General features: G+C 65.5%; 12 protein-coding genes. All 12 read right to left on the bottom strand.

Annotated elements, in window-relative coordinates; genetic code table 11:
- Positions 1–11: 11 nt before the first annotated feature.
- The gene (locus AC5WRT_RS08325; RefSeq protein ID WP_496100064.1) at positions 12–191 is read right to left on the bottom strand and encodes a mobile element transfer protein; all 180 of its coding nucleotides are present in this window, start codon (positions 189–191) and stop codon (positions 12–14) included.
- Positions 192–204: 13 nt separating this feature from the next.
- Complete coding sequence (locus AC5WRT_RS08320; protein ID WP_496100063.1) at positions 205–906, bottom strand: DUF2637 domain-containing protein; 702 nt, start codon at positions 904–906, stop codon at positions 205–207.
- Between the two features lie 24 nt (positions 907–930).
- Positions 931–1,143 carry a hypothetical protein gene (locus AC5WRT_RS08315; RefSeq protein WP_496100062.1) on the bottom strand — a complete coding sequence of 71 codons (213 nt, stop codon included), beginning with the start codon at positions 1,141–1,143 and terminating at the stop codon, positions 931–933.
- 82 nt (positions 1,144–1,225) lie between these two features.
- The gene (locus AC5WRT_RS08310; protein WP_496100061.1) at positions 1,226–2,593 is read right to left on the bottom strand and encodes an FtsK/SpoIIIE domain-containing protein; all 1,368 of its coding nucleotides are present in this window, start codon (positions 2,591–2,593) and stop codon (positions 1,226–1,228) included.
- Between the two features lie 5 nt (positions 2,594–2,598).
- Positions 2,599–2,946, bottom strand: a complete 348-nt coding sequence (locus AC5WRT_RS08305) for an SCO3933 family regulatory protein (RefSeq protein ID WP_496100060.1) — start codon at positions 2,944–2,946, stop codon at positions 2,599–2,601.
- A 183-nt stretch (positions 2,947–3,129) separates the two neighbouring features.
- Entirely contained in the window at positions 3,130–3,951 is an 822-nt protein-coding gene (locus tag AC5WRT_RS08300) for an integrase (RefSeq protein ID WP_496100059.1), read from the bottom strand.
- Positions 3,948–4,799: a sigma factor-like helix-turn-helix DNA-binding protein gene (locus AC5WRT_RS08295; RefSeq protein WP_496100058.1), complete on the bottom strand. Its 852-nt coding sequence runs from the start codon at positions 4,797–4,799 to the stop codon at positions 3,948–3,950. Before AC5WRT_RS08295 ends, AC5WRT_RS08300 begins: the two co-directional genes overlap by 4 nt.
- 178 nt (positions 4,800–4,977) lie before the next feature.
- Complete coding sequence (locus tag AC5WRT_RS08290; protein WP_366808548.1) at positions 4,978–5,367, bottom strand: ATP-binding protein; 390 nt, start codon at positions 5,365–5,367, stop codon at positions 4,978–4,980.
- 93 nt (positions 5,368–5,460) lie between these two features.
- Positions 5,461–6,312, bottom strand: a complete 852-nt coding sequence (locus tag AC5WRT_RS08285; protein WP_496100057.1) for a helix-turn-helix domain-containing protein — start codon at positions 6,310–6,312, stop codon at positions 5,461–5,463.
- 429 nt (positions 6,313–6,741) lie between these two features.
- A complete protein-coding gene (locus tag AC5WRT_RS08280; RefSeq protein ID WP_496100101.1) occupies positions 6,742–7,464 on the bottom strand; it encodes a HEPN domain-containing protein in 723 nt (240 codons plus the stop codon).
- 7 nt (positions 7,465–7,471) lie between these two features.
- A complete protein-coding gene (locus AC5WRT_RS08275; protein ID WP_496100056.1) occupies positions 7,472–8,611 on the bottom strand; it encodes a GmrSD restriction endonuclease domain-containing protein in 1,140 nt (379 codons plus the stop codon).
- Positions 8,612–9,691: 1,080 nt separating this feature from the next.
- Positions 9,692–12,667 carry a DUF499 family protein gene (locus AC5WRT_RS08270; protein ID WP_496100055.1) on the bottom strand — a complete coding sequence of 992 codons (2,976 nt, stop codon included), beginning with the start codon at positions 12,665–12,667 and terminating at the stop codon, positions 9,692–9,694.
- Between the last annotated feature and the right edge of the window lies 1 nt (position 12,668).

The raw sequence follows: 12,668 nt of genomic DNA, 5'->3' as shown, positions 1-12,668 counted from the left end.
GCGATCTCCTGTCAGGCCGAGCAGCGGTGCGTACGGGCGGCGAGTTCGGCGGCAGCGCGGCTGTCGTACTCGGCGGAGAAGTCGCAGCGGGGGGCGGTGCACGCGGCCAGGTGGCGGTGCTTGCCCCGGTCGATGTAGGAGGCGACGTTCACTGGACCGATGCGGCGGACGTTGCGGAAACGGCGGTGCATGGCGGTGCTCCTCTCAGAGGTGGGCGGCGACGGACGCGGTCATGGACGGGGGCAGGCCGAGCCGGGCCCGTACGGTGTCGGGGTCCGCGGGGCGGCCGGTGGCTGCGCGGTGTTCGTCGGCCAGGGCCCGGACGCGGTCGACGAGGGCAGGGGGCAGGGTGACGGCGGGGACGGGCGCCGGAGTCGGAACGGCGACCGGTTCCGCGACGGTGGGTTCGGTGTCGACGGACGGTGCCGGGAGCGCGTCCCGGTCGGGCGTGTCGACGGCGGCCGGAGCGGGTTGGAGCGGTGCATCCGTGTCCGGGGTCGAGGAGGCCGGGACGGCCGACGCTTCCTGACCGTGCGGTGCGTGAGCCAGGAGCGTGCCGCCGAAGAAGGCGACGGCGGGCCAGCCCGCGATCACGACGCGGAGCAAGGCGGGCACGTGGTTCAGGTCGAGGAGTCCGGCGGTGGCGACGTTGGCGCCGAGCGATGCGGCCAAAGCCACCAGGAACCACAGCCGCGACCCCCCGGCCACCTGCCCAGCTCGCTGCTGTTGGCGCATCCGACGCCAGGCGGCGACCAGCAGCAGGTCGACACTGACCGGGTATGCCCACGCCTTCCAGCCGCCCTGTCCGGCCGCCGAGGCAAGGTCGTGCAGGTGGGAGAAGGACAGGGCACCCGCGATGACGGCCTGGACGATCACTGCGTCCACTCGGGCCAAGTGGGCACGCATCGGTTCGGGCTCCCTTCCGTGGGATCAGTTGGCGGGCTTGAGCGCGTCGGCTCGCTCACGAGCGACACGGGCCACCTCGCCGGCTTCGGTGTCGCCGGGCGCGTGGGCGGCGATGCGCTCCAACACGTCCGCCTTTCGCTCCATGAGCGCGGCGTAGTCGCCGGAGGTCCGGTCGCAGCGGAGTGCGGCCAAGTCGGCGATGAGCGCGGTCACCTCAGCGACGGAGGGGCGTGACATGGGCCTTCCTTCCGGTTTCGGGCATGGGTGGGGTAGGGGCTCGGCGTGAGGCGGTCACGCCGGCGATGGGGAAAGGGCGTGGCTACTCGGTCACCGGGCGTGCGGTGGGCGCGCCGGCGGTCTTGGTGGGCGACCCGGCCGATTCGACGGCGACAGCAGGTCGGAAGGAGTCGAGCCGAGCCAGTTCCGGGACCAGGGCGGCGGTATCGCGGCACACAGCCGCCGCGTCGTCCAGGGTGATGTGCGGCGAGCGGACGCGGGACCAGCCACCAGAGGAGTCGCCGACCACCGCGACGCCTGGCCGTTCTGCCGGGATGGACGTGGCGGCCAGAGCCGCCTCAGGAGAGATGTCGGCCAGCGCCATGTTGGCCGAGGCTTCGTCGTTGACACGGTGGCAGACGCGGCCGGTCAGCTGAGCGCGCAGCATGGTGGCGCCCTTGCCGAGTTCGGCCCCGAAGCGCTGCCCGCACACTTCCAGGTAGATGCCGGCCGCGCGGCCGAGCTGGGCGAGGCGGATGAGCTTGGTGACCATGGCGTCCCGCCGTTTCTCGTCGTCCTTGTTCGCTGCGAGGAAGAGTTCCGCCACCTCGTCCACGACGACCACGACCGGCACCGGCCGCACCGCTTCCGGCAGCCCCCAGACGTCCGACGTGAGTACGGCGTCCGGACCGGCGACGCCCGAGAGACCGATCCGGCGGAACCGTGCCTCCATTTCTTCCAGCAGGGCGTCGAGGAGTTCGTTCGCCCGGTCCGGGGTGTCGGCAAGCGCGGACAGCCGAGGCGCGAACGGTGCCAGTTCGACACCCCATTTGCAGTCGATGCCGACGAGCACGACGCGTTGCCGGGCCAGCCCGCACAACAGGTTGCGCAGGTACACGGACTTGCCGGACTGCGTGGCGCCGAGAATCAGTTCGTGCGGCACGGTGCGGAAGTCCCGTACGTGCCAACGGCCGTCCTCTCGCAGAGCCAAGGGCAGGCAGAGCGGACCGGCCGACAGCCGACGCCGAGCGGGCCGCACCTCGGCGAGCACGTCCCAGCCGACCAGCCGCAGTTCGAGCCATCCCGGTTTCGTGGGGCGCACGTGCACGGCATGGGCACCCCAGGCATGCCGCAGCCTGTCGGCCGAGGCAGTGAAATCCTCGGGTGCCTGCCCGGTCGCCATGCGCAGTCGCATCACGAGGCCGGACCCGGTAGGCCGCGGGAAGGACCGCCGGGGCGGTACCGGTGCCGCCTGTCGTCCCATCATGCGCGCCGTGGCCACCCGTATGGCCGAAGCCGGGACGGTCAGGCCGCACGCGTCCATCGTCGCCCGGTAGGAGATGATCACGCGCAGCGCGACGATGGGATACCCGACGAGCCACCAGAACACCACTGGCGTGCGGCGACGCATCATCAGCAGCGCGACGACGGCCAGCAGGACCGGCAGCAGCACACGCAGGGTGTCGGTCATGGCGATCAACCCTGAGCCGCGACCTGAGCGTTGACCATGACGGCGTCGGCGCGGTAGGCGATGCCATGGCGGGTCCGTCCGCCGAACTCGCTCTCCCAGGGCCGGGCTACCAGGCCCGACAGAATGACCGGTGCCCCCATCACCAGGCCGTCACCGATGCCCTGTTCGGGAATGGTCACCTTGATCATGTCCGAACCGCCGGCCGCGATGAACACCACCTCCAGCGTCATGAGCCGCTGGTTGGTCACCGGGTCCACGGCGACCTCACCGGTCTGCCGGTCCCTCACCTTCACCTCAGGCAGCTTCGTGACGAGCAGCGTCGCGGCCGAGGTGTCCACGGGGATGACTCGCATTGTCAGTACCTCACTGAATTGTCGGCGCCTTCCGTGGTCGGCACCGTTTCGACTGGATACCCCCCTAGACAGCACGGGGAGGCAACCACCCCAGCTGTCTAGGGGGGTCGACAGCAAAGGTAGCCGACGACCCGTCAACTGTCTAGGGGGGTATACGGCACGCCCTGCTAACGGGCGAATGAGCTACGGCATGGTCCAGTGAAGGACGGTCGCGTCGTCGTGCACCTTCCCGCGCGGCCAGCGTCGCCCGTCTGGGTCGTCGCCCTCTGCCTCACGCACACGGCGGATCAACTCATCCGGTCCGGAGGAGCCCAGGACCGTCAACACGTCTTCCCAGGACGCGAGTTCGAAGCGGTCGACAAGCCGCGTCGCACCGTCACTCAACAGCGTTACGGACGTGAGCGAATCGAGGGACACCGCCCCCGTCAAGGCATGCTCGGCGGCCCGCGGGTCGGGGCCGGCGATCCAGAAGCCACCCGGCCGATTGCGTAGGCCTGTTAGAGCGTCCCGGTACTCGGCGAGTGCGGCGGAGTGCTCGGGTGAGCCGGTCGGCAGTGCGTCGACCGGCCCGCGCAGCCGCTTCCCGACCTCGTCTAGGCGCCGGTCGGTGACGACCGTCGTAGCGCCGCCCTTGTCCGCCAGGAGCAGGGAGGAGTCGCCGAGAACAAGGTATTCCAGTCCCCCAGGGCCGATCCGCGCGGTGACGACCGTACTGGTCGGACTCGCCCGATAGGCCAGGTCGCAGCTCTCCTCGTGCAGGGATCGGACGAGGCGGATCGAGTCTGCCAGGCACTCGGCGAGCGGCCGTGCGGGGAGCGCGGTGATGCTTCGCAGCAGCAGGCCGCCCAAGGTGCCGGAGAACCAGGCGACACCGTGCGTGCACCCGGTCTCGGCCCCGGCGACGCCGGCACCGTCGAGGAGTACGGCCGCGCCAAGACTAGCGGCGGCGAAGTCCTCGTTCTCACGGCCGGGGTCGGCGGACAGCGTGGCGAGGTCGACCCTCACGCCGCCGCTTCCTCGTCATGCCGGTACAGCGGGCAGAGCAGTTCGACGGACTGCGGTTCGCTGGTCTCCGGGTCGTACTCGACGCCCACCAGCGTGGAGAACCGGTGCTCGCCGACCTGCCCCCACAGCGTGTTCAGGTCGTTGGCGAGCAGCTGGACGACGCCGAGGGAGCCTTGCGTGTGGATACCGGCGATGGCGAGCAGCGAGCCGTTTCCGTCCGGACGCGAGAGCCGACCCACGTATCCGACGTCGTACGGCCGGGCCGGATCACTGTCCTGTCCGGAGCGGTGCACGGTACCGGTCTGCCGGTCCACCACCGTCCAGGGCCCGTCTTCCGCCCGCTCCCATCGCAAGACCGGGTCCTGGGCGTACGTGTCCCACATCGCCTGTGACATGCGCGGACCGCACACGACGATCAGGCCGTCGCGGTTCAGGTCGATCTCACCGCTCACCGGCACGTGCTCCGAGGTGACGTCGAGTCCGTACGTCCGCGCCAGCTCCTCCAGCCGCTTGCCGGAACTGACGTCATCAACGGCGACGACCGTCCGCCCGCGCTCGTCGTCACGCCGCAGTGGTGTGGCGACAGTGACGGCACCCCGACCGAGGAAGGCCCCTTCCGGCGCAGGACCGGTGTGCCGGATCTGGTGAATCCGGCCACGGCTCAGGCCGGCCTTCGCGGCGATCTGCGCGTACGACAGCCCTTGCGCATGCAGGTCCTGCACGACCCGCCGGCGGAGGCGGGCCAACTCGGTCACCTCCTGCTGTGCGTCCGCCAAGCGCGTCGTGACCTCGCGCAGGAGCAGATACGGATCGTCGATCGCCATGATCCGTTGCAGTTCGTCCGACATGACCTCACCTCCCAGCAGCAGTACCCAGGAGTCTAGGGCCCTAGACGGTACGGGCGGCAGGCGCCGCCCGGAACGAACTCCGATCACGTAGAAACGGGACCTCCGCCGAGGCACACCCCGCGGACTCACTCATCACCACCAGCGATGCGGCCAACGGAACGCATGCGACCCGCCACGTTCACGCAGTCGCTCGCGCCAGCTCGGCCCACACAGAACGCCCGTCGGGCCAGACGGTGTAGCCCCAGTTCTTGGCGAAGGCCGCGATGAGCCGTAGACCGCGGCCTCCTTCTTCGCGATCGGTGGCGTGGCACAGATGAGGTACGAGTTCACCGCCCTGGTCGACCACCTCGATCCGCACGAGATCATCGCTCAGTCCGACGACCACGAAGAAGCAGCCGCCGGCGGAGCCGCTTCGCGTGTGCCGCAGGGCGTTGGTCGCCAGCTCACTCACGACAAGCACGGCGTCTTCCACCGGACCGCGGTCGGCCAGCAGCGAGGCAACGAAGTGCCGAGCATGAGGCACCTCATCCGGCAGGCCGTGGAAGGCACGGCACCACTTGGCGAGCATGGGACTCCTCCGTTCGTCTAGGGGGCTAGACAGCGCAACGGCAGAGTATTCCCATCGGATGTCATCAGCTAGGCATCTTGAGGAATTATTCCTCTAAGGGGTGAGGGTGTCTCCCAAGTCGCGGAACTCCTTCATCACGAGCAGCAACAGTTCCCGCATCTCGGAGCCGAAGACCGCAGCACGCTCGAAGCGAGCGAAGGTCTCCTGGTACGCGGTCAGTTCGGTGGCGTCGGTGGACACGCGTTCGCTGTCGAACGTCTCCACCACGACCGCCCGCTGGTCGCACAGGGTGAAGCCATGACGCGGCAGCACCGGCACCGGTCGGCGCCAGGGGATGACGCCGAGCCGTACAGTGCTCAGACTCTCAACGGCCAGGAGCCGGTCCAGTTGAGCGAGCATCAACGCCGGGCTCCCCGGCCAGGTACGCAACACAGCTTCCGTGAGCACGAACACCGACTCACGCCCCGGCTCGTACAACACGCTCTGCCGATCCACACGGGCAGCGACGGACCGACCGACAGCCTCGGGCGTCGAGCGGGGTTCACTCTCGAAGACGTGCCGGGCGTACTCCGCGCTCTGCAGCATGGCTGGCAGGACGACGCACTGGAAGGAGCGCACCAGCCGCGCGGACCGCACCTCTTCATCAACGGTCATGCCGATTGCCGTTGAATCGTCCGCGGCTGATTGGGAGTCGGTGGCAGCTACCACGGCGGTCAGGAGGTCACGTACCTCACGCGTGGTTGACTCATCCAGGTCGAGGGCCTGTGAGAGCCGGTCGAGCACATCAAGGCTCGGAACCATTCGCCCGGTTTCGACCTTGGACACGGTCGGCTGCCCCACACCAGCACGCTGCGCCAGCGCAGCACCCGTCAGGCCAGCCTCTGCACGAAGCACACGAAGACGCGCTCCCAGCGCCTTCATCAGCTCCCGCCGCTCACTCCCCATGCCCAGGGTTCTACACCACGGCCCAGCAAACAGCCGCTACTGCGAGGCGCAACGACCAGCACACCAGCACACCGAGCATGATTCAAACTTTCTCTACTGGTTCAAGGCGGCTCGCTTCGCTCACCGCGCGCGGCCCGGCCCCCGGCCGGGCCTGCGCTCCAGTCTCCGCCCCGCTCCAGCCCGGCCGGCGCCCGTGCCGCGCGCTACAGCAATCAGCCGCTTGCGGTGAGAGAAGGGGTACGTCGTGGCTGGGGCGGTCGGCTCCGCGGCTTTACGGAGCCACTTTGGCGCGAGCCTCGAAGATCATGGCCCCAACGTCGTGCTTTACCGGGCAGGTCCACAGACTGCCCGACGCGCCGGAAGCTTACGGGGCCATGACCACTCGCGCCAAAGCAGCGCCACCCCAAAGCCGCTCCACCGACCTTCTCCTTAAGGCACAGCTGGAGTTACCTGCGGGTTCTGGGCGCCAGCGATGATTCCGTCCACGTATTGGCTCAGCTGCGCGTGGAGCACCCGAGTGAGAACCTCGACGAACCTGAGATTATAGCTGAGTTCAGGCCTCGATATGTGCATTGCCTGTGCCGTGTGCGCCACCTGATGCCGGGAATCCAGGATGCTGTCGAGTTTCTGGCTTTCAAATCCAGATACTTCTTGACGCCCCCAGTGCTTAGTAAATTCACTGTTGCATTTCTGAAATACATCAGAAATTCCAACCGCCTTGAACATGCGCTTCACGCAGGCTGAATCCGGGTTGCTGTTTGTCCCAGCTAGGGCTTTCGGATCAAAGCTATCTCGAGCCAAAAGTTTGACGGCGGTCAAAACATTAGGCAGCCGCAGTTCACGATCTAGCCCTTTATTGGAAAAATCACCCTTGAGGGCCAGCTCGAGCGAGGAAAAGGATGCCTCGACTTGCAGCTTCTTCGGAAGTGAGCTCATGGAGATCTTCGCAATACGAAGACGGTCCAATTCTTCTTCAAAAAGATCCCGAAGGAACTTCTCAAAAGAGGCCACTGTGAGAACCGTGCAAGCACCCCGAAGGGCGGACACCTTAGGTAGGTCTAGACTGTCGGGCGGGTCCGGATACACGGACTCAAGAGTAATAAGCGCTTGAACCGAATGCGCCCCAGCATCAAACGTAGCCAGCGCCCCCATCGCGGCATCAACCAACCTTTTCGCTGATCATATCCCGCATCAAAGTGATTCGGTCACGGAAGTAGCTGGGGGTATTGGTTGCAGCGTCCACGGCACGGCGAAACTTCGAGTCCGAAAAGAGTGCTTGCACGCCTGCGATAATTTCCTTGCTATGTTCGCGCAAGCTCTCCTCAGAAAATTGCGCGACCGCAAAAATTTCAGCATCGTATAGCGAGGCAAGCACTTGTCGACGCCAGGACTGCTTTTCGGGTGACCACCGCTGAAAAGCGTTATCACCGAAAGCGGCCCTCGCTTTCTTAACCGCGGTTCGAAAAGAGGTTCGCGCTTCCTCTACCTCTTCTGCAGGCATGTCATGATGCTGGGCCATGAAATTGTCGAGCTTCCTGCCCATTCCGCCAGCAAACGTATCCCAGTTGTTACGGAAGGTGAGATAGCGCAACACAAATTCTGCATCACGCATCTCTCTGTAAATTGCAGAACGATTCCTTTCCCGAATTCCCAGCAGCTTATGGAAATCACTCGTGAGCGATTCCTCTAGAATCATATCGTTCAGCTTGCCCGGCCAGGCGCTGTTTCTAATCTCTTGAGGATTGAGCCGGATCCCGCCGGTGTTCAGGCGCTGAAAGACCTGATACTTAATGTCGGGATCAGATTGACGTAGAATGATGACCGCACGCAAGTTGGCGCGGGTCTCCAGGATGGTTTGCAGTGTCGCAGGCAGCTCGTCGAACCTAAGCCCATTGGCCTCTCTGAAAACCGTCAAACCCGTCAACGTGAATCGCCCGAAAAGGAAGTCGCTGATTGCAGTCAGGCGCTGCTTTCCGTCGATGACAGAGTAATGACCATAGGCATCCTCATTCAAGAAGATATTGGGGATTGGGACATTCATGAGAAAAGACTCAATAAGCTGGGATTTTCGGTCATCCTTCCACCGATTTCGCCGCTGATAGTTGGGGGAAAGGTCAATCTGCTTGTTCTTTACCAAGTCCGTTAGCGAGCGCAGGTTGTAGTCAAGGACGCTCGTAAGCAGATCTCGCTGCTTAGCTTCCCAAAACCCAACCGGATCTTCTTCGTACTCGGCATCGAGCTGCGCCTCGGACTCCTCGATATCCCGCTCGTTGTCGGAATCGAACTCGATCTGCTCCACCGTTCCCCTTATTCCTGACACCCCATCAAAAGTGGTCAACATGATAGAGCATCAGAGGCTGTGGCGCAGTGGAACGGGTGTTTCTGCATGATGGACCGCCAGCACGGGTTCAGTTTGGCCGCCCGACATCGTCGGGACGGGGCAGGGAGGAGGTGATCACCAGCAACCGTTCGCCCGCAGCGCAGACCTACCTGGGCCCGGCGCAGCCGCAACCACCGTGCTCGAGTAGGTACTCAGACACAGCAGCGGAGTACAGCAACCACCGCGACCGTAGACGACCACCAAGGGCCGATAGACGGGCCCAGCGAACGTCACTGATCCACCGGCAGAGAGTTCGGGACGAAGAGGTCGTGCCAGATACCGTGCCAGGTCGTGTGGGGAACCACGGGGAATGACGGGGACCAGGTCGTCGGCCAAGCAGCTGCCGTAGCCGCTCCACCACAGATCAGCCGAGCAAGCGCCCGTCGAAGCCCCAAGCTCCCCAAGCTGAGGGCTTGCGTCGGCGATCAACTCCGTTTCGTCCCCACGGCCCGGGCCGGCGCGGCTTGCTCCCGTCGACGGCCTTGCACCTTGGCTGAGGCCGGTAGGGCTGCAGCGAGACATACGCGCGCCTGGTGGGCTGACGCACCCTCCCCATCGTGGCTGACTGTCGTCGGCTGAGGTTCGAACGGGTCATATTGAAGTGCCGGCCGTCAGCCGAGCGCGTCGACGCTGGGCCGTCCCTGGGCCGTCCGAGGCCGCTCGCCAGTAGCCAAAGACGACCAACGACGACCACCAGGCGCACGTGCCCACTACTTCTGACCTGCAAAAGCCCAGCTCACCAAGATCCCCGGCAAGACCCAGGGCAAGAAGAAGTAGCCAGCCCGACCCTGCCTCCTGACTACAGCATTCGCGTAGGCAGGAGGCTAGAAGGGTCCTGCGCGAGCCTCAGCACGCCGAATCAACCAGTCGGCGCGTTTGAGCCGATTTCGCCTCCTCGTCTTGTCCCTGAGCTGCCGGCCAATCGCGGGTCGGCACAGGGGAACCCCCTGGCCGGCTGCGCGTAATACCAGGCTTTGGCATTGGCTCACGCCCGGCTGGTTAGAAGTCGTCGTCCTCGACCCGAACGCGTGCACCTGCCTGTTGTGCCTTCTGCTCGATAGCCCCCTGCGCGCCCTCAGACGTAACAAGCGTGACGCTCAGGCTAATGAGCTGGTGGTTAGTGCCGGGTGCATCAATGACCTTGCTCAGTTCCTTGAGGAGTTGCCAGACCTGCTCACGAGAATCCGGAGCGGTGATGCTGCGGTTGGTCAGATCGATGATGTACCGCTTAAAGGAGGTCAGCTCCGAGTTGCCCGGAGCGGCATCTCCGGTGCTGGCCTCGCTCGCCTGTCTCGTCGTGGCCCGGTACTCCTGGTCGTCGACGCCAAACAGCCTGCTGGACTCTCCGCCGCTGACTGGCCCGCCTGGCTGCCTAGGGATCGAGATCGTCGTGGTGCTCTTGGACGCACCACCGGCTGCAGGCACGGTCTCGGCCGCTTTAACCGCGCGGCGAAGATTCTGGCTGATGGAGCCGATCGAGATATGTTCCGGAGAGGCGATGGCAAGCTTGTTGCCGTCGGAGTCTGCCAGTTCCCAGCCGTTACGGAGCAGAGCAAAGATTGCCTGGCGTATCTCGTCGGTCGCGGCAACCAGGGGGAACATGGGGTTCTTGTAGAAGGACTGGACGACTTCGCGCGGCGTAAGGGTGCGCTCGAAAGTGTCCAGCAGGGCCGCCAGATAGTCCGCCGAGAGGCCTGCCGTGTCCGTTGCGCGACCAGCCTCGATGAGCGCTGCCCACACCTGGTCCCCGCGCAGGGATGACTTGCTGTCGTCGTCGAACCGCTTGAACTCCACATGGAGCCCGTCCGAGGCGCGGACGAGGTAGGCGTAGTGCTGGAAGGCCTTCTCGATGTCCTTCTTGAGTTTGTCCTCAGCCTCGGTCACCTTGGTGGTGGCCTCGCGGAACTCGTCGACGTCCTCGGGATTGATCTGCTTAAGGACACTGCGCCAGGCAAGGACCTCCCTGGCGCGCTTGCGCGCCACGTCCCGCCTCTGTGTGTTCACGCAGGCCACGACACAGCTGGCGGCATTATCCACGCGCAGCGCGTCGGGTCCGAGCCCGAGCAGAGCTGTAATCTCAGCGCGGCTGAGGGTGTCCTTGCCGTTGAGCAAGGTCCAGCGACGCGAGTCGAGCACGACGAGGCGGGTGACGGCCGAATCCACTCCGTCAAACGTGCGCGGGAGGTCGATATCCCCGGTCGCGGAAGGCGCGTCAATGAAGCGAATCTCGTCGAAGATACCGCGCCGAGCGAGTCTCTGCGTCTGCTCCCAGACCAGCTTTCCGCAAGAGGGTGGGTCCACGAGCGCGAGGGAGGCCGTGAAGTACATCCTGAGCGTCTGCCTGATGGACAGGTAGTAGCGCCCGGGTGCGTTGGTCGGCTGAGTGATCTCAAGAGCGCCGAGCCCGTCCTCGCCAGTAAGGGCATTGAAAATCTCCTCGGCATCGGTGTAGGGGGTACCGGGGGCCGGAGTCGGCTCGAAAATGGCCGCAAGCATCTCGGCCTTTGTCGCCCCCCGACCGCCGCGCGGGCGGGCGACCATCGAGTAGCAGAACAGGGCGGTGGCCATACGCAGGCCCGCGTGGTCCTGGCCGGCGGTGACACCGGCGGCGCGCAGCCGCTGGTCGATGGCAACGGCGCGTCCTGCAGACCCGTCGGTGCTGGTGATGTCGGTGGTGGCGACGGAGCGATAGCCTTGGATGGCCCGGTCGTTGCCCATGAAGAGACCAGAGGACAGCAACTGCTCAAGGGCGGTAGTGAGGGGGATGTCGCCGACGCCGATGAGAGCCGGCGCCCAGCGCCCGGCTTGGTGCTCGGTGACCCAGTGCAGCGCGGTCCGAGCGAAGATGGCGACTGTGGAGCGGACACGCTGGAAATTCTGGACCTGGGACCACTCCTCTCGCACGAGTCGCATGAGCTCGGGGTGGAAGGGGTAACTTGCCTCGACTCGCTCGGCGAAGCCGGTCAGCGCGCGGTTCGGACCGAGCTTGTCAAGCACCTTGTCTCGCCAGGCGGTATCGCTCGCCGTGTCGTACCGCCTGGCCACGTCCGACGCTGCAGCGCCCACGTCGGCCGGCTCGAACAGACGGCGCTGGATGATCGAGGCGAAGTCGTGGGACTCAGTCACCGCGACTCTGCCGTCCGGGCCGTTACGCACGAGCCGGTCGGAGACATAGCTGCGGAAGTCATCGGCTAGCGGTGGGTAACCGCGCTCGTCGAGCTCGCTGCGTATCATGACCACGACACATACGACGCGGGGAACGTCGTCGCAGGCGTCCATGAGGGCGTTGAGGAACGCCTTCTCGTTGGGCATGCGGTCGACGTTGGTCGCGTCCGCGAGCTGCAGCACGTAATCCATCAGCTCGTCGAGCAGGATGAGTACCGGCTGTCCCGCGTCACTGAGCGCCTGCTGTAGCGTCCCCTTGTTGGGGCCGCTCTTGACGTAGCGCTTGTAACGGTCCATGTCGCCGCCGGTCAGCGACCAGAGGAACCGCTCGAACAGGTTCGTGGCCGGGCCGAATGTCTCGCTGGGTCTGCCCGGGCTGAAGTAGTCGGCCGTGAGGACAACGGCCTGGGCACCGGTGAGGTCTACATCGCGGCCGCCCCGCCCCGCTTCAGTGCGGACCTTCCGGCCTAGCTCCGTGGCGAAGAACTCTTGCGGCGAGTTGGCCATGTGGTAGAGCCCGACGAGAGCATGGCTCTTGCCTCCGCCCATGCCTTGGTCCAGGTGGAACAGCGCCGTGGTCTCGGCGTCGGTACCCAGTCGACGGGCGACACGGCTGAAGAAGCCGACGAGGTTCGGGGTGGGCTGGGTGATGTCGCCGTAGTAGTCGACCTTGCGGTAAGGCACGTCAACGGTCTGGTAGACGGCCTTGTGCAGGCTCATCTGCAGCTCGCCCACTGAGCCGTCGGACGCAGTGACCTCGGGCCGGAGTGTGAGGACGTCGGCCCAGTGCGAAGCGGTGCCGGTCGACATG

This window comes from Streptomyces sp. NTD91 (assembly GCF_059510455.1).
The sequence above is the reverse complement of the archived record's forward strand: the minus strand, read 5'-3'. Positions and strand labels throughout refer to the sequence as shown.

Excerpts from the sequence above, each read along its gene's own strand:
- AC5WRT_RS08325 (WP_496100064.1), bottom strand. The coding sequence starts at position 191 with ATGCACCGCCGTTTCCGCAACGTCCGCCGCATCGGTCCAGTGAACGTC.
- AC5WRT_RS08310 (WP_496100061.1), bottom strand. The coding sequence starts at position 2,593 with ATGACCGACACCCTGCGTGTGCTGCTGCCGGTCCTGCTGGCCGTCGTC.
- AC5WRT_RS08270 (WP_496100055.1), bottom strand. The coding sequence starts at position 12,667 with ATGTCGACCGGCACCGCTTCGCACTGGGCCGACGTCCTCACACTCCGG.
- AC5WRT_RS08315 (WP_496100062.1), bottom strand. The coding sequence starts at position 1,143 with ATGTCACGCCCCTCCGTCGCTGAGGTGACCGCGCTCATCGCCGACTTG.
- AC5WRT_RS08280 (WP_496100101.1), bottom strand. The coding sequence starts at position 7,464 with ATGGGGGCGCTGGCTACGTTTGATGCTGGGGCGCATTCGGTTCAAGCG.
- AC5WRT_RS08320 (WP_496100063.1), bottom strand. The coding sequence starts at position 906 with ATGCGTGCCCACTTGGCCCGAGTGGACGCAGTGATCGTCCAGGCCGTC.
- AC5WRT_RS08305 (WP_496100060.1), bottom strand. The coding sequence starts at position 2,946 with ATGCGAGTCATCCCCGTGGACACCTCGGCCGCGACGCTGCTCGTCACG.
- AC5WRT_RS08290 (WP_366808548.1), bottom strand. The coding sequence starts at position 5,367 with ATGCTCGCCAAGTGGTGCCGTGCCTTCCACGGCCTGCCGGATGAGGTG.
- AC5WRT_RS08285 (WP_496100057.1), bottom strand. The coding sequence starts at position 6,312 with ATGGGGAGTGAGCGGCGGGAGCTGATGAAGGCGCTGGGAGCGCGTCTT.
- AC5WRT_RS08295 (WP_496100058.1), bottom strand. The coding sequence starts at position 4,799 with ATGTCGGACGAACTGCAACGGATCATGGCGATCGACGATCCGTATCTG.